At 65.4% G+C, this 26,575-nt stretch carries 23 protein-coding genes; 11 read left to right on the top strand and 12 right to left on the bottom strand.

Going from position 1 to position 26,575, the window contains the following annotated elements; translation table 11 throughout:
• Window positions 1-29 precede the first annotated feature (29 nt).
• The 7 genes from pcaK to IB275_RS11125 form a co-directional block, all read right to left on the bottom strand.
• On the bottom strand, window positions 30-1,379 hold the full coding sequence (pcaK, locus tag IB275_RS11155) for a 4-hydroxybenzoate transporter PcaK (protein ID WP_192295481.1): 1,350 nt from the start codon (window positions 1,377-1,379) through the stop codon (window positions 30-32).
• 291 nt (window positions 1,380-1,670) lie between these two features.
• Entirely contained in the window at window positions 1,671-2,513 is an 843-nt protein-coding gene (locus tag IB275_RS11150) for an IclR family transcriptional regulator (RefSeq protein ID WP_017519476.1), read from the bottom strand.
• 170 nt (window positions 2,514-2,683) lie between these two features.
• A complete protein-coding gene (zapE, locus tag IB275_RS11145; protein WP_192295480.1) occupies window positions 2,684-3,763 on the bottom strand; it encodes a cell division protein ZapE in 1,080 nt (359 codons plus the stop codon).
• Window positions 3,753-4,358 carry a protocatechuate 3,4-dioxygenase subunit alpha gene (gene pcaG, locus IB275_RS11140; protein ID WP_151186601.1) on the bottom strand — a complete coding sequence of 202 codons (606 nt, stop codon included), beginning with the start codon at window positions 4,356-4,358 and terminating at the stop codon, window positions 3,753-3,755. Before pcaG ends, zapE begins: the two co-directional genes overlap by 11 nt.
• A gap of 12 nt (window positions 4,359-4,370) precedes the next feature.
• Entirely contained in the window at window positions 4,371-5,090 is a 720-nt protein-coding gene (pcaH, locus tag IB275_RS11135; RefSeq protein ID WP_138216277.1) for a protocatechuate 3,4-dioxygenase subunit beta, read from the bottom strand.
• 117 nt (window positions 5,091-5,207) lie between these two features.
• Window positions 5,208-6,137, bottom strand: coding sequence for a pca operon transcription factor PcaQ (pcaQ, locus tag IB275_RS11130; protein WP_192295479.1), 930 nt, complete (start codon window positions 6,135-6,137; stop codon window positions 5,208-5,210).
• A gap of 6 nt (window positions 6,138-6,143) precedes the next feature.
• Window positions 6,144-7,013, bottom strand: coding sequence for a helix-turn-helix domain-containing protein (locus IB275_RS11125; RefSeq protein ID WP_192295504.1), 870 nt, complete (start codon window positions 7,011-7,013; stop codon window positions 6,144-6,146).
• A 117-nt stretch (window positions 7,014-7,130) separates the two neighbouring features.
• On the opposite strand from IB275_RS11125, the gene pobA reads away from it, so the two are divergent.
• The 7 genes from pobA to IB275_RS11090 all read left to right on the top strand — a co-directional run bounded on the left by pobA (window position 7,131) and on the right by IB275_RS11090 (window position 15,148).
• Entirely contained in the window at window positions 7,131-8,315 is a 1,185-nt protein-coding gene (pobA, locus tag IB275_RS11120; protein WP_192295478.1) for a 4-hydroxybenzoate 3-monooxygenase, read from the top strand.
• Window positions 8,316-8,893: 578 nt separating this feature from the next.
• Window positions 8,894-9,130 carry a hypothetical protein gene (locus IB275_RS11115; RefSeq protein ID WP_192295477.1) on the top strand — a complete coding sequence of 79 codons (237 nt, stop codon included), beginning with the start codon at window positions 8,894-8,896 and terminating at the stop codon, window positions 9,128-9,130.
• 275 nt (window positions 9,131-9,405) lie between these two features.
• Window positions 9,406-11,310 carry a di-heme-cytochrome C peroxidase gene (locus IB275_RS11110; protein WP_192295476.1) on the top strand — a complete coding sequence of 635 codons (1,905 nt, stop codon included), beginning with the start codon at window positions 9,406-9,408 and terminating at the stop codon, window positions 11,308-11,310.
• 322 nt (window positions 11,311-11,632) lie between these two features.
• A complete protein-coding gene (locus IB275_RS11105; protein WP_192295475.1) occupies window positions 11,633-12,787 on the top strand; it encodes a catalase family protein in 1,155 nt (384 codons plus the stop codon).
• A gap of 59 nt (window positions 12,788-12,846) precedes the next feature.
• A complete protein-coding gene (locus IB275_RS11100) occupies window positions 12,847-13,467 on the top strand; it encodes an HNH endonuclease (protein WP_192295474.1) in 621 nt (206 codons plus the stop codon).
• A gap of 57 nt (window positions 13,468-13,524) precedes the next feature.
• Window positions 13,525-14,310: a hypothetical protein gene (locus IB275_RS11095; protein ID WP_192319095.1), complete on the top strand. Its 786-nt coding sequence runs from the start codon at window positions 13,525-13,527 to the stop codon at window positions 14,308-14,310.
• A 331-nt stretch (window positions 14,311-14,641) separates the two neighbouring features.
• On the top strand, window positions 14,642-15,148 hold the full coding sequence (locus IB275_RS11090) for a BRO-N domain-containing protein (protein ID WP_192295472.1): 507 nt from the start codon (window positions 14,642-14,644) through the stop codon (window positions 15,146-15,148).
• Window positions 15,149-15,380: 232 nt separating this feature from the next.
• Here the strand turns inward: IB275_RS11090 and ppk2 are convergent, their stop codons facing one another.
• The 5 genes from ppk2 to IB275_RS11065 all read right to left on the bottom strand — a co-directional run bounded on the left by ppk2 (window position 15,381) and on the right by IB275_RS11065 (window position 19,391).
• Window positions 15,381-16,298: a polyphosphate kinase 2 gene (gene ppk2, locus IB275_RS11085; RefSeq protein ID WP_081516572.1), complete on the bottom strand. Its 918-nt coding sequence runs from the start codon at window positions 16,296-16,298 to the stop codon at window positions 15,381-15,383.
• Between the two features lie 274 nt (window positions 16,299-16,572).
• Window positions 16,573-17,025 (bottom strand): PaaI family thioesterase, encoded by a 453-nt coding sequence (locus tag IB275_RS11080; protein WP_138216286.1) that lies wholly within the window; start codon window positions 17,023-17,025, stop codon window positions 16,573-16,575.
• 145 nt (window positions 17,026-17,170) lie between these two features.
• A complete protein-coding gene (locus IB275_RS11075; protein WP_192295471.1) occupies window positions 17,171-17,563 on the bottom strand; it encodes a hypothetical protein in 393 nt (130 codons plus the stop codon).
• Between the two features lie 338 nt (window positions 17,564-17,901).
• Complete coding sequence (locus tag IB275_RS11070) at window positions 17,902-18,057, bottom strand: hypothetical protein (RefSeq protein WP_192295470.1); 156 nt, start codon at window positions 18,055-18,057, stop codon at window positions 17,902-17,904.
• 212 nt (window positions 18,058-18,269) lie between these two features.
• Window positions 18,270-19,391, bottom strand: coding sequence for a M14 family metallopeptidase (locus IB275_RS11065; RefSeq protein ID WP_192295469.1), 1,122 nt, complete (start codon window positions 19,389-19,391; stop codon window positions 18,270-18,272).
• Window positions 19,392-19,612: 221 nt separating this feature from the next.
• Between IB275_RS11065 and lpdA the strand changes: the two genes are divergently transcribed.
• From lpdA to IB275_RS11045, 4 genes are all read left to right on the top strand, one after another.
• Entirely contained in the window at window positions 19,613-21,013 is a 1,401-nt protein-coding gene (gene lpdA, locus IB275_RS11060) for a dihydrolipoyl dehydrogenase (RefSeq protein WP_192295468.1), read from the top strand.
• A 244-nt stretch (window positions 21,014-21,257) separates the two neighbouring features.
• Window positions 21,258-21,527, top strand: a complete 270-nt coding sequence (locus IB275_RS11055) for a DUF1652 domain-containing protein (protein WP_081516567.1) — start codon at window positions 21,258-21,260, stop codon at window positions 21,525-21,527.
• A gap of 316 nt (window positions 21,528-21,843) precedes the next feature.
• Entirely contained in the window at window positions 21,844-25,527 is a 3,684-nt protein-coding gene (locus IB275_RS11050; RefSeq protein ID WP_192295467.1) for a PAS domain S-box protein, read from the top strand.
• Window positions 25,524-26,525, top strand: a complete 1,002-nt coding sequence (locus IB275_RS11045) for a response regulator (protein ID WP_192295466.1) — start codon at window positions 25,524-25,526, stop codon at window positions 26,523-26,525. The genes IB275_RS11050 and IB275_RS11045 overlap by 4 nt, the downstream gene beginning before the upstream one ends.
• Window positions 26,526-26,575 lie beyond the last annotated feature (50 nt).

Genomic DNA, 26,575 nt, shown 5'->3' with positions numbered 1-26,575 from the left:
TTGCATCGCGGCCCCTTCAGACGCGTCCGTCAGGTCGCATCGGCGTGGCTCACCAGCCCCTTGATCAGTACCGCGGCGGTGGCGATGGCGGCGGGCACCATCAGCGCGGTCAGCACCTGCTCGAAGTTCCAGCCCAGGCCCAGCAGCGTGGCGCCAATCCAGGCACCGAGGATGGCGCCGAAGCGGCCGATGCCAAGCATCCAGGACACCCCCGTGGCGCGGCCCTGGGTCGGGTAGAAGCGCGCAGCGAGGGACGGCATGGCCGACTGCGCGCCGTTCACGCACATGCCGGCCGCCAGCACCAGGGTCGCCAGCAGCGTGACGGTGCCCAGGCTCTGCCCGACGCAATAGGCGAACACACCGGCCAGGCAGTAGAAGATGCCGATGACCTTGTGCGGATTGAAGCGGTCCATGGCCCAACCCACCGCCACCGAACTGAGCACCCCGCCGAGCTGGAACAGCGCACCGATGAAGGCAGCCTGCTCCATGCTCGCGCCGGCGTCGCGCACCAGCGTCGGCAACCAGCTGGTGAGCAGGTAGACGATCACCAGGCCCATGAAGTAGGTCAGCCAGAGCAGCAGGGTTCCCGCGCTGTAGGTGCCGGAGAAGATCACCTTGAACACGTTGTGGCTCTGCACCGTCTTCTGCTCGGGCACGCTGAAGTCACGGGCGGCAACCACCTCGGCCGGCGCGATGGGCGCCAGGGCGCGCTTGACCTTGTCCGCGCCGCGATTGCGCACCACCAGGAAGCGCGCAGACTCCGGCAGCCACACCAGCAGCACCACCGCCAGCACCAGCGGCAGCACGCCGCCGAGCAGCAGCAGGCTGTGCCAGCCATAGGCCGGGATCAGCTTGGCGGAGACGAAACCGCCCGCTGCCATGCCCAGGTTGAAGCCGCAGAACATGCTGGTAACCAGCAGCGACTTGAGGCGCTCGGGGGTGTACTCCGAGAGCAGCGTGGTGGCGTTGGGCATCGCCGCGCCCAGGCCGATGCCGGTCAGCAGGCGCAGCGCCATCAGTTGCTCGAGGTTGCTGCTGTAGGCCGAGATCAGGCTGAACAGCCCGAAGAGGAACACCGCCACCACCAGCACGCCCTTGCGCCCGAAGCGGTCGGCCAGCGGGCCGGAACCCAGGGCGCCGAACACCATGCCGATCAGCGCGGCGCTCATCACCGGGCCAAGGCTGGCGCGGTCGATGCCCCAGTCCTGGGTCAGCGCCGGGGCGATGAAGCCCATGGCGGCGGTATCCAGGCCGTCGAGGAAGACGATGAGGAAGCACAGCAGCACGATGCGGCACTGGTACAGCGACAGCGGCTGGGCGTTGATGAAGGACTGGACGTCGAGGGTGCCGGCAGCGGGCACGTGGGCGGAGCTGGTCATGCGAAGACTTCCTGCGAAGGCGTCGTCGCGGGAAGGCCGGCTTTATCGCCCTGCACTCCCGCAAGCTGGACAGGAATGAGGCGCGAGCCGGTGGACGCACGGACCGGCGGATGGGGCAGGCACACAGGGGCCATGGCTGACGCTCATTGTTGTTATTGCCCGTCCGGCTGGACGGGTCGCTCAACAGTACGAAGAGACGTTCAGCCGTTCAATTCGATAATCGCGCCTGTGGGCGGTTAGCGAACAGGGAATAGCAGAGGCCGGCGAAAGACGCTCCGACCTCCCTCACACTCAATGGAACAGCCGCGTGCCCAGTTCGCGGCTGGCCTCCAGCAGCACCGGCAGGAAGCGCGTTTCCAGTTCCTGGCGGGAGACGCGGCCGGCGTGGGTGCCGACGTTCAGCGCAGCCAGCACCTGGCCGGCGGAGTCCTTCAGCGGCACGGCGATGGAGCGCAGGCCCACCTCCAGTTCCTGGTCGATGATCACCCAGCCCTGCTGGCGGATCTCGGCGATGCTCGCGCGGAGCATTTCCGGGGTATGCACGGTGCGGCTGGTCTTCACCTGCAGGTCGGCATGGGCCAGGTAATCCTCCAGCGCATCGTCGTTCAGCCCGGCAAGCAGGATGCGGCCCATGGACGTGCAGTAGGCCGGCAGGCGGCTGCCAACGCTCAGGTCCACCGAGATCAGGCGCTGCGGCGTGGCCGAGCGGGCGATGTAGAGAATCTCGTCGCCCTCCAGCGTGGCCATGGAGCAGGCTTCGTGCAATTGCTCGCTCAAACGGTCGAGGATTGGCTGGGCGGTGACTGCCAGCGGCGTCGAGGACAGGTAGGCGTGACCGAGGGTCAGCACCTTGGGCAGCAGCGAATAGGTGCGGCCGTCGGAGGTGACGTAGCCTAGCTTCATCAGCGTGTGCAGGCAGCGGCGCACAGCGGCGCGGGGTATCTCGGTACGGTGGCTGATCTGTGCGATGGTCAGGTGGCGCTTGCGCTCCTGGAACGCATGAATCACCGCCAGGCCACGGGCCAGCGAGGTCATGAAATTCGGGTCGCCGGTGAAGGCCTCGATGCGCTTGGCGGGCGAAGCGATGATCGGCGGCGCGAGGGGCGGCAGGCTGGCACGGGGAGCGTCGGTCATTGTTGTTGTCCTGGCAGGCGAATGCCGGGCGATTATCGACACGCGCGGGCGATTATCGCAACACGACCGATCGATTATCGAACAGAGCTTATTAGAACACCGCAGGGGCGCGCCACGCACTCGAGCGCAGGCATCGCCTGCCCCTGCAAAGGCAATCCGCCAGACGCTACCTAAAGCGGCTCCAGCTTCAACTGCCGCAACCGACTCAGCGTGCGCGAGAAATCCAGCGCCGCACCGCCCGCCGCCAGGTCCTCCAGCGACACCGTGGCGAACAGCTGCAGCTTCAGCTGCCGGTCGTAGGCGATGTCGATGAAGTTGAGGAAGCGCATGCTCACGTCCGGTGGGTAGTCCGCCAGCGGGCCGAGGCCGCTCACCGCCATGCGCGGGTAGTGCTCGATCAGCCACAGGTAGTCGTTGGCCGAGCGCGGGCGTTCGAACATCTCGCTGAAATCCATCCACGCACAATGATCGTCGTGGGCGTGCACCTTCAGCGGATGGTGGTTGACGCTGAGTACCTCGTCGAACTTCGCGTCCGTCGCCAGCCCCAGCCGGGAACCGATCAGCTCGAGGTCATCGGCGCGCGCCGGCCAGAGGAAGCTACCCCACTCCTCCAGCGATGTGCTGTGCTCGCGGTAGTCCTGTCCGGCGTCCACCGAGATCACGTCGAAGCGCTTTTCGATCAGCTCGATGGCCGGGCGGAAGCGCTCGCGGTACAGCGGATTCGGACAGAGGTTTTCCGGCTCGTAGTTGGACGTACAGACCAGGCCTACGCCTTCGTCCACCAATACCTTCAGCATTCGCCCCAGGAGCATGGCGTCGCCGATGTCGTGCACGTGGAATTCGTCGAAGCACAGCAGCCTGGTTTCTTCAGCGATGGCGCGGGCGACGCGCACCAGCGGGTCCGACTGCCCGGTGATTGCCAGCATGCGCACCTGCAGTTCCTGCAGGAAGGCGTGGAAGTGCACGCGGCGCTTGGCCTGGGTCGGCGCAGCAGCGAAGAACTGGTCCATGACGAAGCTCTTGCCGCGCCCCACCCCGCCCCACAGGTAGACGCCCGCCACCGGCTTGCGCAGGAAACCATGGCGACCGGCAAGGAAGTCGTCGAGCCAGCTCGCGAGGTGGTCCACCGCTGCCATCTGCGCATCATCCGCGCGGTAGCCGCGCTCATCGAGCGCGGCGGCGAAATGCCGCCGGACACGGTCGGCGACCGGCTCGGCGGATGTTTCATGTAGTCGTGTATCAGAAGTCAAAGAACACCGTTTCCGCATTTCCCTGGACGCGGATATCAAACCGGTAAGCGAGCCTTCCGTCCACCTCGCAACGCTTTGCAATGAGGGTTTGCCGACGTTCGGGCTGCTCGATGAGGTTCAGCACCGGGTCCACGGCGTTGGCCTGCGCCTCGTCTTCGAAGTACAGGCGGGTCTGCAGGTGGATGTTGATGCCACGGGCAAACAGCGAGACGTTGATGTGCGGCGCCATGGGCACGCCGGCGGCGTTTTTCACCACGCCGGGCTTGATGGTCTGCACCTGCCACTCACCGGCATCGAAGGTCGTTGCCGTGCGTCCGAAGCCATTGAAGGGCTTCTCCTGATCGTAGGCCGCGTCATACACACCCTCATGATTCGCCTGCCACAGCTCCAGGAAGGAGTCGCGGATCAGATGGCCGTTGCCGTCGTACACGTTACCGATCAGCAGGATGTGTTCGCCGGGCGCGCCGGGCTTGGCCATCTCGCTCCAGATTTCCTGGTCACGGGCCGGGTTGCCAGCGGCGGAAAGCGCCAGGCCGATGTGTACGTAAGGGCCGGCGGTCTGCGAGGGGGTTTCCGGCAGCAGTTCGATAGGCATGGTCGGTCCTCCTCACTTGTTCTCGAAATGGGTCTTGCGTTGGCCGCGCAGCACGATGTCGAAGCGGTAGGCCAGGCAATCCATGGGGTTGGCGTTGCTCATGTCGAGCTTCGCGATCAGCGACTCCACCGCGTCCGGGTTGGCGATGGACTTGACGATGGGGCACATCGGGATCAGCGGGTCACCCTCGAAGTACAGCTGGGTGATCAGCCGCGTGGAGATCGACGGCCCGCTGATGGAGAAGTGGATGTGCGCCGGGCGCCAGTCGTTCGGGCCGTTGCGCCACGGGTACGGGCCGGGCTTGATGGTGCGGAAGACGTAGCGCCCTTCGCTGTCGGTCAGTGCACGGCCGACACCGCCGAAGTTCGGGTCCAGCGGCGCCAGGTAACGGTCGTTCTTGTGGCGGTAGCGGCCGCCGGCGTTGGCCTGCCACATCTCCACCAGGGTGTGCGGCACGGGCTTGCCGTACTGGTCCATGACCCGACCGGAAACGATGATGCGCTCGCCGATGGGCAGGCCACCGTTGTTGAAGTTGAGCAGCAGGTCGTTGTCGTGCTCGCCCATCTTCAGGTGCGAGAAGTCCGGACCGCTGGTTTCGGAGACCGATTGCGGAATGCTCACCAGCGCCTGGCGGGGGGAGCGGGCGATGGAAGTCTTGTAGTCGGGGGTGAGGGCTTTGGGGTGCCAGTTTCGGTCACGAATGACGAAGCGGCTGTTTTCCGCGTCGGACATGTCGGTCTCCTCTTGTTCGATTTATAGGAGCCTGTTGCATCAGGCAGTGCGACGGAGTGTCGCCCGCCTACCCGACGCCGAAAACTGAAAAGACGCTCACCATCCATAACCAATAAGTTATGGATAAACCCCCTCGCGGTACGCTTCCCCGACTTCGCGCAGCACCTCCAGGCACCAATGCGCACCGAGCGAAAGCGGCAGCGTCGAGTTGCTGCAAACCCCTACTGAACCGCCCGGTTCCTGTACATCCAGAGGCAGTTCGACGAGCTCGCCGGAGCGCAGGTCCAGGCGCACCGAATCCAGCGGGGCGATCCACAGCGCGTCGCTGGTCAATACATAACGGCGGCTGAGTACCGTGGACAGGGTTTCCAGTCGGCGACGCGGCTGGCCGAGGCCGCTCTGCACCAGCAGGCTGTCGGCGGACTTGCGGATGGTGGTGCCGGCCAGCGGCAGCACCAGCGGCCAGTCGTCCAGCGCCGAGGGCGGCAGCGGTCGGCCCAGCAGCGGGTGCCCGGCGCGGGCCACCAGGGTCATGGATTCGCTGTACAGGTGCTCGAAGGCGAGGCCCTGGATCTGCGGGCTTTCGGTCATGCGGCCGACTACCAGGTCCAGCTCGCCCACGCGCAGTTGCGAGAGCAGGTGCGCGCTCGGCCCGGTCACCACGCAGGCCACCAGCGCCGGATGGCGCTCGTGCAGGCGCCGTACCGTCTCCGGCATCAGCAGGCTTTCCACGGTGGAAAGCACGCCAAGGCGCACGGTGCTGGAGGCGTACTCGCCGCCGCGCAGGCTGTTCACCCCGTCGCGCAACGCCTGCACGCAAGGGCCGGCATAGCGCAGGAAGGCAACGCCCGCCTCGGTCAGGCTGGCGCCGTTCTTGCCGCGCTCGAACAGGCTGGCTTGGAGCAGGTCCTCCAGTTCCTTGAGCGTCTTCGAGATGGCCGGCTGGCTCACCGCCAGGGCGTCCGCCGCGCGGGCCAGGCTGCCCTGCCGGGCCACTTCGAGGAAACACACCAGGTGGCGGAACTTGATACGCGAATCGATATTCATGGCGGCTCAACGCGGCTCGCGGAACGCGCGGGGCGAGACCCCGGCGTAGCGCTTGAAGAATCGGGAGAAGTAGGCAGGTTCGGAGAAGCCCAGACTGTCCGACACCTGCTGGATGGTCATGGCTGTGTACACCAGGTTGCGCTTGGCCTCCAGCAGCAGGCGCTGGTGGATCATCTGCAACGCCGACTGCCCGGCCAGTCGCCGGCACAGCGCATTGAGGTGCGCGGCGCTGATCCCCAGCGCCGCCGCGTAATGCTCGATGGGCCGGTGTAAACGGAAGTCCTGCTCGAGCAGGCGGGAGAACGCATGCACATGCTCGACGCCGCGATCCTGCTGGCTCGCCTGGGCGCGTGCCTGCTCCAGCGCCCGGCGGCTGAGCCAGACCAGCAGCATGTTGAGCAGCGACTGCAGCATCAGGTCGCGGCCCGGCGCATGCTGGGCGTACTCGCGCTCGATGGACTCGAACAGCGCATCCAGCTGGCGCTTGCCCTCGCCCACGGCGAAGCACGCCGGCTGTTCCAGCACCGGGCTTTGCAGCAGGCCGCCGAGCTGCTCGGCCAGCGGCAGGCCCATGCTCAGCACCCAGCCCTGCACGTCCTCGGCAAAGCGGAAGCCGTGCACAGCCAGCGCCGGTGTGACCTGCAGCGAAGCCTCGCGGACCGGCGTCACCCGCCCTTCCACTTCCAGCTCCGCCGCGCCGGACTGCACATAGAGCAGCTGCACCAGGTCGCCATGCCGGTGTGGGCGGATTTCCCAGTCGTGCAGGCGGCTGCGCGAAGCGATGGACTCGCAGTGGATCAGATCCGGCGTCGGCCACACCGTCGTCTCGCCATACAGGCGGAACACCGGGACCGGCGTGTCAGCACATTGTTCGATCACCGCCCACATCCATGAAAAATCCAAGAAGACTGTTGGAAATTACCTTCAAAGGCCGATCCCATCCACAAAAAATGCAGGAGACAAAAACAACAGCGCTCTCCAAGGAGCCACCCCATGAAGACTCAAGTCGCCATTATCGGCGCCGGCCCTGCCGGCCTCCTGCTTGGCCAGCTGCTGCACAAGGCTGGCATCGACACCGTGATCCTCGAACGCCAGACGCCTGACTACGTGCTCGGCCGCATCCGCGCCGGCGTACTGGAACAAGGCACCGCCGACCTGCTGCGCGAAGCCGGCGCCAGCGCCCGGATGGACGCCGAAGGCCTGCTCCACGACGGCTTCGAACTGGTCCTCAATGGCCGCCGCGAGCGCATCGACCTCAAGGCCCTCACCGGCGGCAAGCAGGTGATGGTCTACGGCCAGACCGAAGTCACCCGCGACCTGATGCAGGCCCGCGCAGCCAGCGGCGCGATGAGCGTGTACGAAGCGGCCGACGTGGCGTTGCATGACGTCACCAGCGAAAAGCCCTACGTCACTTTCACTCACCAGGGCGAACACGTGCGCCTGGACTGCGACTACATCGCCGGCTGCGACGGCTTCCACGGCGTGGCCCGCCGCAGCATTCCCGCCGAGCGCCTGAGCGTCTTCGAGCGCGTCTACCCGTTCGGCTGGCTTGGCCTGCTCAGCGACACCCCGCCGGTCAACCACGAACTCATCTACGCCAGCAGCGAGCGCGGCTTCAGCTTGTGCAGCCAGCGCAGCGCCACCCGCAGCCGCTACTACCTGCAAGTGGGGCTGGAAGAGAAGGTGGAAGACTGGTCCGACGAGCGCTTCTGGGAAGAACTCAAGCGCCGCATTCCCGAGGACGCCGCACGCCAGCTGGTCACCGGCCCGTCGCTGGAAAAGAGCATCGCCCCGCTGCGCAGCTTCGTGGTGGAGCCGCTGCAATACGGCCGGCTGTTCCTCGTCGGCGACGCCGGCCACATCGTCCCGCCCACCGGCGCCAAGGGCCTGAACCTCGCCGCCAGCGACGTCGACGCGCTGCACCGCATCCTCGTGAAGGTCTACGGCGAGGGCCGCGTCGACCTGCTGGAACAGTATTCGCCCATCGCCCTGCGGCGCATCTGGAAGGCCGAACGCTTCTCCTGGTGGATGACCTCGATGCTGCACCAGTTCCCCGACAGCGACGCCTTCACCCGGCGCATGCTGGAGACCGAGCTGGACTACTTCCTCGGCTCCGAGGCTGGCCGCACGACCATCGCGGAAAACTACGTCGGCCTGCCGTTCGAGGACGTGGCCTGACTCACGCCGTACGAATCGATTCCCCTGTAGGAGCGCGCCAGGCGCGCGATCGCGGGCATGGGTTAGGCGCCCCCCGCGTCTCCTACAGCGAGACTCTGTCGTCAGCCCAAACGTTGTAGCCCCGTAGGGCGCATAACGCGCCAGCGTTATCCGCCGTTCAAGAGCCGGCAGATAACCTGTTCCAGGTTATTCGCCCTACGATTCTGTAGGAGCGAGCTTGCTCGCGAACCGCCCTACACCGGAGCTGCCGGTAACGCCATTCGCGAGCAAGCTCGCTCCTACAAACAGCCCACGACTATCCTTACCCTCCAGCCACGCCGCTCGCCGCGACACCGCCGGAGGCCGTCATCGACCCGGACGAAGCGAACTTCCTCAGCTACCTGCTCGCCGAAAGCGGCGACGGCGACGCGCGCGCCTTTGCCACGCTGTACCGCAGCACGGCCTCGCGTCTCTACCCACTGGCGCTGAAACTGAAGACCGATCAGACAGAAGCGGAAGCCCTGCTGGTCGACACCTTCCTCCACGTCTGGACCGACGCCGACCGCTACCACCCCACGCGCATCGCCGCGCTGGACTGGATGATCGCCCTGCTCTACCAGCTCGCCGACCGCCCTTCCCCACCAGCCAGCGACGAACCCTGGCCGGAACTGCCGCCGCCGGACGAGCTCTGGCCCGTCATCCACGCGCGCATTCCCGATGACGAGGCCGACAGTCCTGGCCTGCGCTGGCCGCTGATCATCGCCAGCGTGGTCGGCGTACTGATCGGCGCGGCGATCTGCCTGAGCCTGCTGCTGGAACTGCGCCCCGCGTCCTAGGCATTCACCTGAAGGACGATGGGTATCGCTTCGCTCCACGCCATCCTACGACGTGCCAAATTTCCGCCTCGGAGCTTTCCGTAGGATGTGGTGGAGCGCAGCGATACCCATGCTGTCGCCACACCACCACTTCCCCGCGAATCCGCAAACACCCCGCCCCAGCCCCGTAACCCACCATAAAAACCCTGAATTCCGTACGGCATCACCTTGCCAAGCCGCCGCGTACTTGGCATAAACGTCCGATTCTTTTTCGCACACATAACAAGGAAGTTTCGATGCGCATTATCGGCCGCGTCCTACTTGCAGTCCTGCTGCTGCTTTTGCTCATCGGGGGCGTCATCGCCTGGTACACCGCGCATCCCAATCTCCCCGAGTATTCCAGGCCGGAGAAGATGATCCACCTCGACCAGTGGAGCCCGGCAGACCGCGAAACCTACTACTACACGCCCCAGGGCACCCAGGTGAAAGGCCTGCGCTACGACTGGTTCACCCACCTCGAGCAGCCCTTCTCCAGGGACAAGTTCGCCAGCCCCGAAAACCTCGCGCGCTTCGGCTTCCTCATCGAGCCCGAGCAGATCGGTCGCGACGCTGACGACACCCTGGCGGCCACCTCCAGGAACCCCGGCAACCTGCCGGTCGGCTTCGCCCGCCACCAGGACGGCGAGAGCGGCGCCTGGTACCTTGACATCACCTGCTCCGCCTGCCACACCGGCGAGTTGCGCTACAAAGGCACCGCTGTGCGCATCGACGGCGGCGCCGCCATGCACTCCATCGCCTCCACCGTGCCTACCCTGCGCGGCGGCGCGTTCGGCCAGGCGCTGGGCGCCAGCCTTGCCTCCACCTACTACGTGCCGTGGAAGTTCGACCGCTTCGCCAAGGGCGTGCTGGGCGACCGCTATCCCAAGGGCAAGGCCGCACTCAAGCGCGACGTGCGCAACGTGCTTGGCACCCTGGTCTCCACCGCCTGGAACGACACCCACCGCGGCCTCTACCCAACCCTGGAAGGCCCCGGCCGCGCCGACGCCTTCGGCCGCATCGCCAACAGCGTTTTCGGCGACGGCATCGATGCCTCCAACTACCGCGTCGCCAATGCCCCGGTGAACTACCCGCAGGTGTGGGACATCTGGAAGTTCGACTGGGTGCAGTGGAACGGCTCGGCCATGCAGCCCATGGCACGCAACATCGGCGAGGCCCTCGGCGTCGGCGCCACCCTGCGCATGTTCGAGAGCGACGGCAAACCGGTGATGGGCGATGAGCGCTACGCCTCCAGCGTGCGCCTGCGCGACCTCTACACCCTGGAAGAGACCCTCAAGCAGCTCAAGCCGCCGGCCTGGCCGAAGGATGTCTTCGGCGAGATCGACCTGAAGAAGGCCTCCCAGGGCCGCGCCCTGTTCCAGGCCAACTGCGTGTACTGCCACGGCCCGCACGTGAAGGAGCCGGGCGCCAAGGACTACATCGCCCCGGCCCGCGTGCCCGAGTGGCGCATGAAGATGGTCCCCACCAGCGAAATCGGCACCGACCCGACCACCGCCGACAACATCGCCGACCACACCTTCGACGTGCGCCCGCTGAAGCTCAAGCTCGATGAGCTGCAGAACATGAACGTGGTCCTCGTGCCCAAATCCGACGCGCTGGACCTGTCGAAGATCTCCGCCGCCAAGGGCCTGGCCTACGTCACCGCCTTCGTCGAGCAGCGCGCCTACCGTGACGCGCACATCAGCCCGCTGCAGCAGCAGGAAATGAACGGCTACGGCCTGCCCATCGGCGTCCGCGAACTGCGCGCTTACAAGGCCCGCCCGCTGGACGGCATCTGGGCCACCCCGCCCTTCCTGCACAACGGCTCGGTGCCCAACCTGTTCCAGATGCTCTCCCCGGTGGCCGAGCGCGACAGCCAGTTCTGGGTCGGCAGCTTCGAGTACGACCCGAAATACGCCGGCTACCGCACCGAGCGCTTCCCCGGCGGCTTCCTCTACAAGACCAGCGTCACCGGCAACAGCAACGGCGGTCACGAATTCCGCGACGGCTGCCGCCAGGACGGCGTCATCGGCCGCGCCCTGTCGCCGGAAGAACGCTGGGCGCTGGTGGAGTACCTGAAGGTGCTGGGCAACCCCGACTACGAAAGCAAGCTCGACCCGAACCTCCCCACCCCGCCGTGGACGCCGGGGCCGAAGTGCGAGTGAGCCAGGCAGGGGAATACGCCACCACTCGGACCAGCTCCCTCTCCCTTCGGAGCGGGGCGCGTAGCCAGGGCTGGGGAGAGGGAAACGCCCAGCTCCGATCCAACCCGGAACACCGATCCGCCCCCTCTCCCTCCGGGACAGGGCTGGTGTGAGGGCCAGCCCTCGCTCCGAATCACCACCGAAACACCGAACCCATCCCCTCTCCCTTCAGGGAGAGGGTTAGGGAGAGGGAAACGCCCGGCACCAGGCCCACCCCGCTGCACCCGCAAGGGCCAGGGAACGGAATCCCCTCCATAAAAAGAACACGAAAGGACCCCGTGCCATGCGCTCCCTGCTCACCCGAATCTGGCTCTTCCTCGGCAAATGGCTCGGCCGTCTGCTGCTCGCCGTCGTCGCCATCGGCCTGCTCGGCTGGGGCATCGGCAGCCTCTACTACGCCTGGAAATTCTCCGGCCCGGTCTCCGCCCAGGAACAAATCCCACCGGGCGAAGCCCAGCTCACCCAGGCCATCATCGAAGACGCCGTGCGCATCGTCGAACAGCACCGCGACAACACCCGCGTACTGCGCGACGCACACGCCAAGGCCCACGGCTGCGTGAAGGCCGAAGTCACGGTCGCCAGCGACCTCGCCCCCGGCCTGCGCCAGGGCGTGTTCACTGAACCGGGGCACAAATGGGAAGCCATGGTCCGCTTCTCCAACGGCAACGCCTACCCGCAGTTCGACAGCGCCCGCGACGCCCGCGGCATGGCCATCAAACTGCTCGACGTACCCGGCACCAAGCTGATGCCCGGCAAGGGCCACGACACCGAGCAGGACTTCGTCATGTTCAACCACCCGGTGTTCTTCGTCCGTGACGTCGCCGAATACCGGCAGAACTTCGCAGCCCAGGCCAGCGGCCAGAAGGTCGCCGCCTTCTTCCCCAGCTGGAAGCCCAGCACCTGGGAAATCCGCCACCTGGTCATCGCCCTGCAGACCCTAGCCCCCGCCCCGGACAGCCCCCTGCAGGCCGGCTACAACGGCATAGCCCCCTACAAGCTGGGCGACGCGAACAACATCAAATACCGCGTCATCCCGCTGAGCGAAGGCTGCCCGGCCTACCAGCTGCCCAAGCTCAACGAGAAGCTGCCCAACTTCCTGCGCACCGCGATGTACCAGCAACTCTCGGTCGACCGCATCCCCGCCTGCTTCGCCCTGCAAGTGCAGAAACAGGACCCGAACAAGTACATGCCCATCGAAGACGTCAGCGTCGAATGGAGCGAGCAGGACTCCCCCTTCCAGACCGTCGCCACCGTCAGCATCCCGCCCCAGGACTTCGACAGCCGCGAGCAGAACCTCGCCTGCGACAACCTCTCCTACAACCCCTGGCACGCCCTCCCCGAACACCGCCCGATTGGTGGCATCAACCGGCTGCGCAAGGCGGTTTACGAGGCGGTGAGTGTTTATCGGCATGAGCGCAATGGGGTGGGTGGGGAATGACTCAGCCCACTCACAAAGCGGTAGCACCTGATATTCAGCGGCAAGAGAGCTCGCGGTAGATGATGTTTCACGATTGGCTGATCGCCCAAGGCAAGAGCCAGAAGACCATCAAGCACTACACCGGCGCCATCGACGGGCGCCTAAAAGTTTTGGCAATGCACCTCGACAATGGTGACTTTGCGCTGGGCGATATCAAGTCCAGCGCGGCATTCGCCGACATTTGCCAGACGTTCGATCCAACTGAGGAAATCCTGCCGCTCAACACGCGTGGAAAGGACATGTATCGCCGCGCCCTGGTTATGTACGCGGAGTACCGGGACAGCTCGCTGAACGAAGCGGCACTCGTCCAAGTCGACTTCCTGCAATCCGTGCAGAAAGCGCTTCAAGACTCAAGCGAGCAGCGACGGACCCGCCTGGCAAAAGCCCCAAAGATACCGAGCAAGAAAACGGTCCGCGCAGTGGTGTTTAACCGCAACCCCGATGTGGTCGCCGAGGTATTGCTACGTGCAGAAGGGAAGTGTGAGGGCTGCAAGGAGCCAGCCCCCTTCAAGCGCAAATCCGACAGCTCGCCGTATCTGGAGGTACACCACCGAATACCGCTCGCCCAGAACGGCGAGGACACGGTGAAGAACGCCATTGCGCTTTGCCCAAACTGTCACCGCGAAAGGCATTTCGGCTGAAAGAAACTGCAGACTCACCGCCCAACAGCGAGTCTATCGAATGACCAAGGAACACTCATGAACCGCCTCCTACGCACCTCCCTCCTAACCTTGACTACTGCCGTGCTATTCCCTATTGCCAGCGCGCATGCCGCCCAGGAGTACTTGGTGATGGCTCCGCTGGATGAAGTACGGCACAAATGCGATAGCGACCTGCCCCGCCTTGGAATCGGATGTACCCTCGACGGCAACCCGATCGGTGGCGAGGCACAATGGATCAAGGTCACCGAGAACCTGTCGCAGGACGAGTGGGCCGCTGGAGTGACCGTCAGCGCTGTACTTCAGCTGACGACGCGCACCACGGCCAACGGCATTCCCTACCTCGCCGCCACCAGCTACCAGGTCACCAGCCAGGCACCGAAGCAAAAGGAAACTCGCTTCGGCAGCACGTTCTGGAAAGTCATCCGCGCCCAGGTGTACAGCAAACCGATCGACGACCCGATCTCCGTGCAATACCTGAAGGACGCCAACGACAACCCCACGCCTGAGCAGCTGGCCGCCCGCGACTTCGCCGCGAAGGACGCCGAAGCTCGCCAGTACGCCGCATCCCCTGAAGCACAGCGCGGTATCTCCGCCGACCTGATTCTTGATTGCGATCTGCGCATAAAAGAAGCGCGCGAAACCATCGCCTACGAAAAGAAGGTGGGCGCCACTTCCGGCTTTGTGAACAAGCTGAACCTGCGTCAGGCAGGCGAGCAGATCGTTCAGTGCCAGGAGGACATGAAAGCGTACTGGAGTGACTACAAGAGCAACGGCGGCAAGTCGCGCAACGTCGAACAACTCAGGGCCGAGCGAGCGAACTGAATGAGCGGCCTGAGCAAGTCTCCACAGCTTTCGCGAACGAAATGGCTGCAGCATCGACTGCAATACTGAGACAGAGCGTGCAGTGCCGCCCCCGGAGCGAACGGTGCCCGCCACCTCTGTTGTCCGAGTCAGCTTGATCCTTCTATCGTCCACCCGCCCCGTGGAAAAGACGGGGCCGGGATTAGCAGCCCGAAACTCCAGAGACAATCGCCGATCTGTATCGGCGGCCCAACCATTTGGGCCGTCCACCGGAACGCGGCGTGTTGGATCGTGTGGCTGCTGATCCAACATCGTCCGTAGGTGGTCTGCTCGCAGTAGAGATGCGACTGAAATGGACGATTCATCCCTGCCAACCCCACTCCCCTTCCTCCGCAATCGCCGCACCCTGCGGTCCCTGCTGATCGACGATCAGGTCTGGTTCATTCTCTCCGACTTCTGCCGCGTGACCGGCTACCCGCACGAAGAACGCCTGGCCATGCGCATGGCCGACGACCCGATTCGCCAGGGGCTCCTGCTGACCGAGGACGGCCTCGAACTCGATTACGTGCTGCTGAGCGAATCCGCCGTGTACCAGGCGCTGGTGACGTTCAACGTGCCGGACTATGGCGCGCTGCGGCGCTGGATCAGCGGCACGGTGGTGCCGCAGGTGCGCAGCCAGTTCAATGCCGCCGGCCCGCGCCATGTGCAGTTGCAATTCGAACGGCACTGCCTGCGGGTGCTGGATTGGCAGGATGATCTGTGGGTGAGCTTCGGCGACCTGCCGCGCGTCCTCGGCGGGCGCTCGCCGATTGCCGGGCGCAGCGGCTGGCGGGGTTGGGCGAAGCGGCTACGGACGTAGGGCGCATAACGCGGTACGCGTTATCCGCCGTTTGGCCGGAACCCGGACCACACCGAGCACAGCAATGGCGCAACGCATAGCGGCGTACAACTGCGAGCGGTTCTGCGCCTCACTAGGAAATGCCGTTCGTAGGATGGCGTGGAGCGCAGCGATACCCATCAATGCCTGCGCGCCGACAGCATGGGTATCGCTGCGCTCCACCCATCCTACAAAAGCCGCCCGCGATGACGGCTCAGTAAACTTCCGGCACCTGCAGTTCCTGCGGAGTGGGATGCCGGCGGTAGCCTTCGTGGCGCTGCCGCTCGGGCAAATCGACAGCGGGCTGTTGCACTTCCTGGTAGGGAATCTGGCTCAACAGGTGGCTGATGCAGTTCAACCGCGCGCGCTTCTTGTCGTCGGCCTGGACGATCCACCAGGGCGCTTCGGGGATGTGGGTGCGTTCGAGCATCACTTCTTTGGCCTTGGTGTAGGACTCCCAGCGGCGCCGCGATTCCAGGTCCATCGGGCTGAGCTTCCACTGCTTGAGCGGGTCGTGGATGCGGCTGAGGAAACGGTAGTGCTGTTCCTCATCGGAGATGGAAAACCAGTACTTGAGCACCTGCACGCCGGAGCGCACGAGCATGCGCTCGAACTCGGGCACGCTGCGGAAGAATTCCTCGTACTGGGCGTCAGTACAGAAGCCCATCACCCGCTCGACTCCGGCGCGGTTGTACCAGCTGCGGTCGAACAGCACGATCTCCCCCGCCGCCGGCAGGTGCGAGACGTAGCGCTGGAAGTACCACTGGGTGCGTTCGCGATCGTTCGGCGCGGGCAACGCGGCGACCCGGCACACGCGCGGGTTCAGGCGCTGGGTGATGCGCTTGATCACCCCCCCCTTGCCGGCGGCATCGCGACCTTCGAAGAGGATGACCACCTTGTGGCCGGTCTTCACCACCCAGTTCTGCAGCTTGACCAGCTCGGCCTGCAGGCTGAACAGGGTGTGGAAGTAACGCTGGCGCGCCAGGCGTTCCTCGTGGGTCTGCAGGCTGCCTTCGCGCAGCCCTTCGAAGTCGTAGAGTTCGTCGAACAGTTCGAGTTCGAGCTCTTCGTCGCGGTCATCCAGCAGGTCGCGCTGGACGCGTCGTGGGAAGTTCTTGTCATCGAGCAGCATGGTGGGTTGCCTTGTGCCGTCACTGGCTCAGTCACATCGAGTGACACTTTCATGACAGAAAAATGTAATCACGCTTTATGACGAATTCATTACAGCCAGTGAAAGATATTTCTTACAAAGCCCGTGCTAGAGCGTTCTTCGATAGGACACCCGATAAATCAGGAAGATCTTGATGACACGGGCGAGCCGCCGGACGGAGCTGATATCGAGGCGATATCAGCGCAAGGAAACGGCCGCGAACACCCATTCACGGCCGCCAACAAGTGGGGAAAAGTCAGGCGTCAGCCAGCGGGCGCGGCTTGTTGACGTACTTGAAGGTGCCGGAAGCGGTCGCGACGACCACACCTTGGCTGTTGCGCAGCTCGCCCTCGCAGAAGGCGATGGAACGGGTGTGGTGCTGGACCTTGCCGTGGGCTTCGAGCACTTCGCCGACTTCGCCGCCGGGGCGCAGGAAGCTGGTCTTCATCTCCACGGTCACCACGCCGCGATAGGCTTCGTCGGCATCGCTGGCACTCAGGGCCATGGCAACATCAAGCAGGGTCATGATCAGGCCACCATGGGCGTTGGCCCAGCCATTCACATGCTGCGGTTCGACGCGAATGACCAGGCGGCCCGGCCCGTTTCCGTCTTCCGCCGGGGCGTGGCGGAACTGCAGGAAATCGAGCATGGGAATAGCGATGCCACGGTGGGCGGTGTAGAGCTTGAGCTGGTCGATATCGAGGGGCATGGGGCTTCCAGGTGCACGAGTGAGGCCAGGCGATGTTCCCCGCTCAGGCCAGCGGATCGCAAGCCCGAAGTGGCTTCATGCACGACAGGAATGCCCGGCGATTGCAGCGCTCGGGCGAACAACCGGCGCCCCTCGCCCCGGGTGGTCAGCGCGAGCGGCGGGTGCCGTTCTTCTTTTCGCTCTGGCGCTCGACGGCCTGGACGAAGAGTTCCTCGACCAGCAGTGACTGGATCGGTGCGCGGGTTTCCAGCGACAGGCTCATGGCCTCCAGCTTCTGGTTCACCCCCAGGCGGGCGATGCCGCACAGCAGAATGCGCTGGGCGCCGAAGATGCTGCCCTTGTCGACCAGTACTTCACGGGGCTTTTCGCCGTCCAGGTAGCTGACCTTGAGGGCGATGGCGGTGTCGTCGCTCACGGCCAGGTTGAGCCAGGTGGCGACGTTGAACTCGACCACCCAGCCCAGGCCTGTCTTCTTGGCCACGGCTTCACGGACCAGATGAGCGGGAACCGGACCCAGGGGGGTGCTGTGGTTTTCCATGGGGCTACTTCTGACTGCTGCGGGTAGAGCGAAATGCGCTAACGGTACCGCTGATTTTATGTGAAGCAGTTCAAGTTTTCAGTCAGAATTTTGTAAGACAACCGCTATCAGGTATGCATGACGTTACAGAAGCGAGCCGCTCTGGAATGCTGCTCTGCTGCCTGAATGAGCTGAAGGAAGGGCGCACGGCAGCTCCGGGATACCGAATACTGTCCGACGAAATGAAGGGCGGGGTTCTGCGTCACGCAAGGCCGGTCCGGCGCGATGCCGAATCGACCCTGCCGTGTCTCCTTGGCTGGCGCAAGCGCCAGTGAGGCCGGGCTCTGGAGCCCACTTGCTCAGGCCACGCCAGCGAAAGTGCGGGGCCTGTGTTCGCCCGAGCGGTTCTTGCGCACTTCCCGGCGCTCTCTGAAGTCCAGTTCTTCCAGGGCGTCCATGCGCTCCTGCAGGTCTTCGATGACCTGCGGGGTCAACAGCTTGCGATGTCGAGTCATATGCACCTCCTGCGTGCTGATGCCTCATTAATTGGACTAGCACGCGGGTACGAAGATTCAACAGCCAGACGGGGTGGATTGACCAAACGGTCAGGCGAGCGAGGCGTAGGCATTGTGCAGAAAAGCGTCGCGGGCATGGCCCGCTCCTACAGGGAATGCCGGTGTAGGAGCGGGCCATGCCCGCGATCAGCGCCTGAAAGGCGCTCAATCGATCACCGCAATTCGTCGATCAGGCCCGCCACCGTCACCAGCACCGCTCCCGCCAGCGCCTTCGAACGCGCGCCACTCCACCCGGTGCGCGCATTGGGCGACAGGTTGTGGTCCTTGAACGGCATCTCCAGGGTCAGCGACAGGCAGTCATAGGTGCGACCGACGTGGTTGCAGGCCAGGGTCAGGTTGGCCTGGCCGGGAGCGTCCTTCGGGTAGCCGTGCAAGCTCTGGAATTCGCCGTTGGCTTCCAGGCGCTCGCGGAACAGGCTTTCCAGGCGATCCAGACGCGGCGTGAACTCCGGGTTGCCTTCGCAGCCGGCGGCAAACACGAAGGGGATTTCCTCGTCGCCGTGCACGTCGAGGAACAGGTCCACGCCGTACTGGGCCATCTGCTCCTGCACGAACAGCACTTCGGGGCTCTCTTCGGCGCTGGGAGCGGCCCAGGCGCGGTTTAGGTCCTTGCCGGCGGCGTTGGTGCGCAGATGGCCGTGGAAGGCGCCGTCCGGGTTCATGTTCGGCACCAGGTAGAAGTCGGCGCGCTCCAGCAGGCGCTGGATGTCGGCGTCGCCGGATTGCAGGCGCTCGATCAGGCCTTCCATGAACCATTCGGCCATGTGCTCGCCGGGGTGCTGCTGGGCGATCAGCCAGATCTTGCGCGCACCCGCCGCGCCCTTGCCGATGCGCAGCAGGGGCAGCTCGCGACCTTCGAGGCTATGCCCGTTGGCGAGCAGTTCGGCGCCGTTGGCCTGGGCGCGCTCCACCAGTTCGGCGTGGCGTGCGCGGATGTAGGGCTCGAAGTAGGCGAACCAGGCCTGGGGCTGCTCGGCATCGAGGGCGAAATGCAACCCATTGGAGTCGTAGGTACTCGGCACGCGGAACCACTCGCGCTGGTCGAACGACGCCACGGCGTTGTAGCCCGGCCAGCCGCCGGTGTAGCTGGAGCCGGGGGTGTTGGTCAGGCTGAACTGGTACTGTTGGCCGGGCTCGAGGCCCTCGGCCTTGAAGTGGAACCACTGGAAATGCGGGCTTTTGGTATCCGGGCGCAATGCCAGGCGCACGTGGCGCGGGTCGCTGTCGTCAATGACCTGGATGTTGCCGCTGTCGAAATCGCAGTCGATCTTCATGAATTCTCCGTAGGCGCACGAACCTGAGGCGCCAAAGCCCTGCATTTTCGCCCTCCCCGCGGCGCCTGTCATGTAGCGGCGACTTGCTCGTGCAAATATATTATGAATGTAATATAAATCAGGTAACGGATTGAAGCGGCCCTGCGCTGGTGATCCAGCGACCACCGGCTAACCTCGATTGACCCTTTCCACTGACTCTTTCCAAGCATGGAGAACACGGCATGAGCGCATACGATGTGATCGTCATTGGCGGCGGCCCCGGTGGCTACAACGCTGCGATTCGCGCGGGCCAGCTGGGCCTGAAAGTCGCCTGCGTGGAGGGCCGCGAGACCCTCGGCGGCACCTGCCTGAACGTCGGCTGTATGCCGTCCAAGGCGCTGCTGCATGCGTCCGAACTGTATGAGGCGGCGGCCGGCAGCGAGTTCGCCAACCTCGGCATCCAGGTCAAGCCCAAGCTGGACCTGGCGCAGATGATGAAGCAGAAGGCCGAAAGCGTGACCGCGCTGACCAAGGGCGTGGAATTCCTGTTCCGCAAGAACAAGGTGGACTGGGTCAAGGGCTGGGGCCGCATCGACGGGCCGGGCAAGGTCGAAGTGACCGGCGCCGACGGCAGCAAAAGCACGCTGACCGCCAAGGACATCATCATAGCCACCGGCTCGGAGCCCTCCCCGCTGCCGGGCGTCGAGGTCGACAACCAGCGCATCCTCGATTCCACCGGCGCGCTGTCCATCCCCGAGGTACCCAAACACCTGGTGGTAATCGGTGCCGGGGTCATCGGCCTGGAGCTGGGCTCGGTGTGGCGTCGCCTGGGCGCGGAAGTCACGGTAATCGAATACCTCGACCGCATCTGCCCCGGCATGGACCTGGAAACCGCCAGGACCTTCCAGCGCGCACTGACCAAGCAGGGCATGAGCTTCAAGCTGGGCTCGAAGGTCACCCAGGCCAAGGTCAGCGGCAAGCAGGTGACCCTGAGCGTGGAGCCGGCCGCCGGCGGCACGGCGGAGACGATCCAGGCCGATTACGTCCTGCTCGCCATCGGCCGTCGCCCCTATACCCAGGGCCTCGGGCTGGAGAGCGTAGGCCTCACCACCGACAAGCGCGGCATGCTGGAGAACCACGAGCACCGCAGCAGCGTGCCGGGCATCTGGGTGATCGGCGACGTCACCTCCGGCCCGATGCTCGCGCACAAGGCCGAGGACGAGGCCATCGCCTGCGTCGAGCTGATCGCCGGCAAGGCCGGGGAAGTGAACTACGACGTGATCCCCAGCGTGATCTACACCCACCCGGAAGTCGCCACCGTGGGCAGGACCGAGGAACAGCTCAAGGCCGAAGGCCGCGCCTACAAGGTGGGCAAGTTCCCCTTCACCGCCAACAGCCGGGCGAAGATCAACCACGAGACCGAGGGCTTCGTGAAGGTGCTGGCGGACGAGCGCAGCGACGAGATCCTCGGCGTGCACATGATCGGCCCGAACGTTGGCGACATGATCGCGGAGTACTGCGTGGCGATGGAATTCCGCGGCGCCGCCGAGGACATCGCGCGCACCTGCCACCCGCACCCGACCCGTTCCGAGGCACTGCGCCAGGCGGCGATGAACGTGGACGGCTGGGCCATGCAGGCCTGACCGCCCGTCGCTTCTGACGAGCGGTAGGTGCGGCGCGATAGCGCACCCACCACAACGCTGCAGGCCACGGCTGACGCGGCCTGTAGCGTTAGACTCGGATTAATTTGCGACTACTTTGTGTACAAACGCGACATGGGCTGTGACTTTCTTCGACTCTGAAACCATCAATTGCGTGAACGAACACGAAAGTGGATGAACCGCTTTCGCCACCTTCGCAATGGATTACCGCAGAGAGATCACAACCATGCATGCGACTCTTCGTTTCAACGAGGCTCTGCTGATCACCGGACGAGCCTTCCAACCCTTCAATTGTGTGACCTGGGTTGACCAAGGGGGCGACGGCAGCCTCGACCTGTCCGTCCTCGATCGTACCGGTGCCCGTCTGCTGGGCCTCACCCGCATTCCCAGCTCCGCCTACTCCGACCCGGAGCAGCTCGAAGGCCTGCTGAACCAGGCCCGCGACGAGCTGAACCGCGAAGGCTACCGCCTGCAGGAATGGCACATGCCCGCCTGATCCGCAGACAGGTACCCATGAAAAAGCCCGGCCTCCGCCGGGCTTTTTCATGGGCGCTGCCAGCCGTCGGCAAGTGCTCAATTTCCCGCCTCTGCCGCCGATAGCGCGTTATCGGTCGCCTCACCGGCTGCATCGTTTCAGCTTCGATTCCGAACCCTGGCTTCCCACTCGTCTGAATCCGCCCTCGTGACGCGGCTTTCGCGGGTGCAGCGACCGACAATGATGGCAATTTGCAGCCATCCTGTGCTCTGCTTCGCACTGACTACCCAGTCTCGTCTTCCACCGGGCCTTCGGCACGCAGTACGGTCTTCGTTCAATGCTCGATCTGCAGCGATATTTCTACAGCGGCGACACCCCTTCGCTGCTGGTTTTCGGCGAGCACAACACGGCGCTGGTAGCGCTCTCCGTCCTCATCGCCATCTTCACCTCGGCCATGGCCCTGCAGCTGTCGGGCGTGGCGCGGCTCGCGCGCAGCCCGTTCTACCGCCAGCTGGCCATCGGCACCGGCGCGGTGGCGCTGGGCGGCGGCGTGTGGGCAATGCACTTCATCGGCATGCTGTCCTTCCAGCTTTGCGCGGCGGTGCGCTATGACCCGCTGATCACCCTGCTCTCCGGCCTGCCGAGCCTGTTCGCCTCGTGGGTCGCCCTGAACCTGCTGGCCCGGCGCAACGTCAGCCCCCTGCAGCTGATCGGCGGCGGCGTGCTGGTCGGCGCCGGCATCGGCGCCATGCACTACAGCGGCATGGCGGCGATGCAGATGGCCCCGCTGCTGCGCTACGACCCATGGATGTTCACCCTGTCGATCCTGGTCGCCGTGGTGCTGGCGGTGATCGCGCTGTGGGTGCGCTTCGGCCTGCGCGGGCGGATGCGGCCGAACCTGACGATCCTGGTCAGCGGCGTGGTGATGGGCCTGGCGATCGCCGGCATGCACTACACGGGCATGGCCGCCGCACGCTTCGTCGGCCGGGAGGAATTTGGCGTGCCGCAAGGCGTGCAGGGCAGTTTCTACCTGGCGATGGCGGTGTCCATGGCCACCGTCAGCCTGAGCATCTGCGTCGCCGCGGTGAACGGCCTGCTGCGCTACCGCCAGCTGTTCCAGGAACTGCAGCGCCGGCGCAAACACCTGGACTCGCTGCTCGACGCCGCCGTCGAGGCGATCCTCACCATCGACCACAGCGGCGTGATCCGCTCGGTCAACCACGCGGTGCTGCGCCTGTTCGGCTGGCACCCCCACGAACTGGTCGGCCAGCCGATGCAGGTGCTGATGAACGAGGCCTACGGGCAGCAGTTCCGCATCGCGCTGGAGAACTACAAGCGCAGCGGCGAGCGCCAGTTCCACAACTCCGAACTGGAGCTCGAAGGCCTGACCCGCGACGGCCGTGAATTCCCCGCACGGGTCAGCCTTGGCGTCACCGACCACGACGGCAAGCCCTGGTTCGTGGTGTTCGTTGCCGACATCAGCGAGCGCCGCGTGATGGAGCAGGCCCTGCGTACCAGCGAGGAACAGTACCGCTCGCTGATTCGCAACATGCCCGGCATCGCCTTCCGCGTCCTGCCGGACGACGTCTGGAGCACGCTGTTCGTCAGCGACGCCGTCGAGGCCGTCACCGGCTGGTCGGCACAGGACTTCATCGACCGACGCATCACCTTCGGCGAGCTGTATCACCCCGATGACCAACCGGCGGTGAACGAAGAAGTCCGTCGCGCCATCGCTGAACGCCGCAGCTATGTCGTCGAATACCGCATGTTCGACCGCAGCGGCGCGGAGCATTGGATCTGGGAAGGCGGCAGCGCCTGCTACGACGAAGCCGGCAAGCCGCAGTGGATCGACGGCGTGCTGCTCGACCAGACCGAAACCAAGCTGCTGAGCAACGAGTACGAAGGCAAGGTCACCGCCATCGGCCGCGCCATGGCGCTGATCGAGTTCGACCTCGACGGCCGCGTGCTCGCCGCCAACGAGAACATCCTCGAACTCTTCGGTTACACCGAAGCCGAGGTGCTGGGCCAGCACCACAGCCTGTTCTGCCCGCCGGACGTCGCCGCCAGCGCCCGCTACCAGACGTTCTGGCAGGGGCTGCGCGACGGCGAGTACAGCGCCGGCGAATACCGCCGCCTGGCCAAGGACGGACGCGAAGTATGGATCCACGCCACCTACAACCCGATCCTCGACTTCGATGGCAAGCCGGTGAAGGTGGTGAAACTGGCCACCGACCTCACCCCGCGCCGCGTCATGGAACAGGAACTGCGCAGCGCCCGCGACCGCGCCGAACAGGCCGCTGCCGCACGCAGCAGCTTCCTCGCTAACATGAGCCATGAAATCCGCACGCCGATGAACGCCATCATGGGCTTCACCGAACTGCTGCTGGATTCGCCGCTGGAAGAGAACCAGCGGCGCTACCTGACCACCGTGCAGAACGCCTCGCGCTCGCTGCTGGGCCTGCTCAACGACATCCTCGACACCGCCAAGCTCGACCGTGGCGCCATCGAACTGGAAGCCCTCGACTTCTCCCTGCCGGAGCTGTGCGAGCAGGTCTGCGCGGCGCTGCGGCTGTCCGCCGAGCGCAAGGGTCTGAGCCTGCAGATCGACTACGGCCAGCGCGCCGGCGAGTATTTCCAGGGCGACCCGCTGCGTCTGCAACAGGTGCTGACCAATCTGCTGGGCAATGCGGTGAAGTTCACCGAGCGCGGCGAAGTCCGGCTGGTCATCAGCGGCGAGCCGGGCGCGCTGCGCCTGGCCATCCGCGACACCGGCATCGGCATCGCCGCCGACCGCCTGGAACGCATCTTCGACCCCTTCGCCCAGGCCGACGCCTCCATGAGCCGGCGCTTCGGCGGCACCGGGCTGGGCACCACCATCTCGCGCCAGTTGGTGGAGCTGATGGGCGGTCGCATCACCGTGGAAAGTGAAGTGGGCCGCGGCAGCGTGTTCACCGTCGACCTGCCGTTGCCGGCCGGGCGCAGCGTGCAACCGACGGCCCGCAGCCACGCGCCGAGCCTGCCACCGCTACGCATTCTGGTGGCCGACGATGTACCGCAGAACGTCGAGCTGCTGGAGCTGAACCTGCGCCGTCTGGGCCACCACCCGTATAGCGTCGGTGACGGCCAGGCCGCCGTGGATGCGTACAGCGCAGAGGACTTCGACCTGATCCTGATGGATGTGCAGATGCCCGGCATGGATGGCCTGGAAGCCACCCGGCGGATCCGCAGCATCGAGCAGGATCGGGGTGTGGAGGCCGTGCCGATCATCGCCCTCACCGCCAGCGTGCTCGACCGCGACCGGCAGAATGCCCTGGACGCCGGCATGAACGGCTTCGCCAGCAAGCCGCTGGACCTCACCGGCCTGCTGGATGAAATGGCCCGCCTGCTCGGCGCCGCTCCGGCGGTACGTAGCGCGCAGGCCAGCGAAAGCACGCCACTGGCGACCCTGGACTGGGCCGCCGGCGCACGCCTGTGGGGTGGCCCGCTGCCCATGGCGCGGGCCATCGTGCGCTTCCTCGACGAGCAGGAAGCCGGCCTGAATACCCTGAAAAACGCCGTGAGCGAAGGTGACCGCGCCGTCATCACCTCCCTCGCCCACCGCCTGCGCGGTGCCGCCGCCAACCTTGCCCTGCCGCGCCTGGCCAGTGCCATCGGCGCGCTGGAAGGTGCCGCCGAGCATGGCCCGGCTGAGCAGCTGAACTCCACGCTGGAGCGTGTCCGCGTGGAGTTCGCCACGGTCCGCGAGTCGGTGCCACGGGTGCCGGAAGCGGTTACCGAGGCGGTCGGCCAGATCGTCGGCGAGGCAGCATCGCAGGACCTGCGCGACGCGCTGCAAGCCCTGCAATTGGCGCTCTCCCGCGGCGGTCTTGACGACCAGGCACTGGAACGCCTGCGCATGGGCACCGCCCAGGGCGAGCACCGCGAGGCCTTCGAAGCCCTGCGCTACGCCATCGACGATTTCGACTTCGACCAGGCCCTGGAATGGGTCCGGACCCTCGGCACCCGCCTGGAGCAAGCATGACCCAGACCGCCCAAGATCATCGGCCCTGCCTGCTGCTGGTGGACGACGAAGCCACCAACCTCCAGGTGCTGCGTCACATCCTGCAGGACGACTACCGCCTGCTGTTCGCCAAGGACGGCGACAAGGCGCTGGAACTGGCCAACCGCGAGCGCCCCGACCTGGTCCTGCTGGATGTGATGATGCCCGGCATGACCGGCTTCGAAGTCTGCCAGCGGCTCAAGGCCGAGCAGGCCACCTGCGCCATCCCGGTGATCTTCGTCACCGCCCTGGCCGACGTGCCGGACGAGGCCAAGGGCTTCGAGGTGGGCGCGGTGGACTACATCACCAAGCCGGTCAGCCCGCCCATCGTCAAGGCCAGGGTGCGCACGCACCTGTCACTGGTGCGCGTGGAGGAGCTGCGCGAGACGCGCCTGCAGATCGTCCAGCGCCTGGGCAAAGCCTCGGAGTACAAGGACAACGAGACCGGCCTGCACGTCATCCGCATGAGCCACTACGCACACCTGCTGGCGCGCGCCGCCGGTTATTCGGAGAAGGCCGCCGACGACCTGCTCAACGCCGCGCCCATGCACGACGTGGGCAAGATCGGCATTCCCGATGCCATCCTGCGCAAGCCCGGCCGGCTCGACGAGCACGAATGGCAGGTGATGCGCCAGCACCCGGAGATCGGCGCGCGGATCATCGGCGAGCACGACTCCAACCTGCTGCGCCTGGCCCGCAGCATCGCCCTCACCCACCACGAGCGCTGGGACGGCACCGGCTACCCGAAGGGCCTGCGCGGCGAGGAGATTCCCATCGAGGGGCGCATCGTCGCCATCGCCGACGTGTTCGACGCACTGACCAGCGTGCGCCCGTACAAGCCGGCGTGGAGCATCGACGAGGCGGTGGAACTGCTGCGCCGGGAGAAAGGCAGCCAGTTCGACCCGGAGCTGGTGGAGCTGTTCCTCGGCTGCCTGCCCGACATCCTCGCGGTGCGCGAGCGCTGGGCCGACGCTGGCTGAGCTGAACGGCGGGCCGCGCAAATCCTGCTTTACTCTCAGGCCTTCCCCCT

This window comes from Pseudomonas sp. PDM21, from assembly GCF_014852505.2.
GTDB lineage: Bacteria > Pseudomonadota > Gammaproteobacteria > Pseudomonadales > Pseudomonadaceae > Pseudomonas.
The sequence above is the reverse complement of the archived record's forward strand: the minus strand, read 5'-3'. Positions and strand labels throughout refer to the sequence as shown.

What these genes read in the sequence shown, in the direction of transcription:
- pcaK (WP_192295481.1), bottom strand. Translation starts at nt 1,379, where the DNA reads ATGACCAGCTCCGCCCACGTGCCCGCTGCCGGCACCCTCGACGTCCAG.
- IB275_RS11150 (WP_017519476.1), bottom strand. Translation starts at nt 2,513, where the DNA reads ATGACCGACGCTCCCCGTGCCAGCCTGCCGCCCCTCGCGCCGCCGATC.
- pcaG (WP_151186601.1), bottom strand. Translation starts at nt 4,358, where the DNA reads ATGCCTATCGAACTGCTGCCGGAAACCCCCTCGCAGACCGCCGGCCCT.
- pcaH (WP_138216277.1), bottom strand. Translation starts at nt 5,090, where the DNA reads ATGTCCGACGCGGAAAACAGCCGCTTCGTCATTCGTGACCGAAACTGG.
- pcaQ (WP_192295479.1), bottom strand. Translation starts at nt 6,137, where the DNA reads ATGAATATCGATTCGCGTATCAAGTTCCGCCACCTGGTGTGTTTCCTC.
- pobA (WP_192295478.1), top strand. Translation starts at nt 7,131, where the DNA reads ATGAAGACTCAAGTCGCCATTATCGGCGCCGGCCCTGCCGGCCTCCTG.
- IB275_RS11115 (WP_192295477.1), top strand. Translation starts at nt 8,894, where the DNA reads ATGATCGCCCTGCTCTACCAGCTCGCCGACCGCCCTTCCCCACCAGCC.
- IB275_RS11110 (WP_192295476.1), top strand. Translation starts at nt 9,406, where the DNA reads ATGCGCATTATCGGCCGCGTCCTACTTGCAGTCCTGCTGCTGCTTTTG.
- IB275_RS11105 (WP_192295475.1), top strand. Translation starts at nt 11,633, where the DNA reads ATGCGCTCCCTGCTCACCCGAATCTGGCTCTTCCTCGGCAAATGGCTC.
- IB275_RS11100 (WP_192295474.1), top strand. Translation starts at nt 12,847, where the DNA reads ATGATGTTTCACGATTGGCTGATCGCCCAAGGCAAGAGCCAGAAGACC.
- IB275_RS11095 (WP_192319095.1), top strand. Translation starts at nt 13,525, where the DNA reads ATGAACCGCCTCCTACGCACCTCCCTCCTAACCTTGACTACTGCCGTG.
- IB275_RS11090 (WP_192295472.1), top strand. Translation starts at nt 14,642, where the DNA reads ATGGACGATTCATCCCTGCCAACCCCACTCCCCTTCCTCCGCAATCGC.
- ppk2 (WP_081516572.1), bottom strand. Translation starts at nt 16,298, where the DNA reads ATGCTGCTCGATGACAAGAACTTCCCACGACGCGTCCAGCGCGACCTG.
- IB275_RS11080 (WP_138216286.1), bottom strand. Translation starts at nt 17,025, where the DNA reads ATGCCCCTCGATATCGACCAGCTCAAGCTCTACACCGCCCACCGTGGC.
- IB275_RS11075 (WP_192295471.1), bottom strand. Translation starts at nt 17,563, where the DNA reads ATGGAAAACCACAGCACCCCCCTGGGTCCGGTTCCCGCTCATCTGGTC.
- IB275_RS11070 (WP_192295470.1), bottom strand. Translation starts at nt 18,057, where the DNA reads ATGACTCGACATCGCAAGCTGTTGACCCCGCAGGTCATCGAAGACCTG.
- IB275_RS11065 (WP_192295469.1), bottom strand. Translation starts at nt 19,391, where the DNA reads ATGAAGATCGACTGCGATTTCGACAGCGGCAACATCCAGGTCATTGAC.
- lpdA (WP_192295468.1), top strand. Translation starts at nt 19,613, where the DNA reads ATGAGCGCATACGATGTGATCGTCATTGGCGGCGGCCCCGGTGGCTAC.
- IB275_RS11055 (WP_081516567.1), top strand. Translation starts at nt 21,258, where the DNA reads ATGCATGCGACTCTTCGTTTCAACGAGGCTCTGCTGATCACCGGACGA.
- IB275_RS11050 (WP_192295467.1), top strand. Translation starts at nt 21,844, where the DNA reads ATGCTCGATCTGCAGCGATATTTCTACAGCGGCGACACCCCTTCGCTG.
- IB275_RS11045 (WP_192295466.1), top strand. Translation starts at nt 25,524, where the DNA reads ATGACCCAGACCGCCCAAGATCATCGGCCCTGCCTGCTGCTGGTGGAC.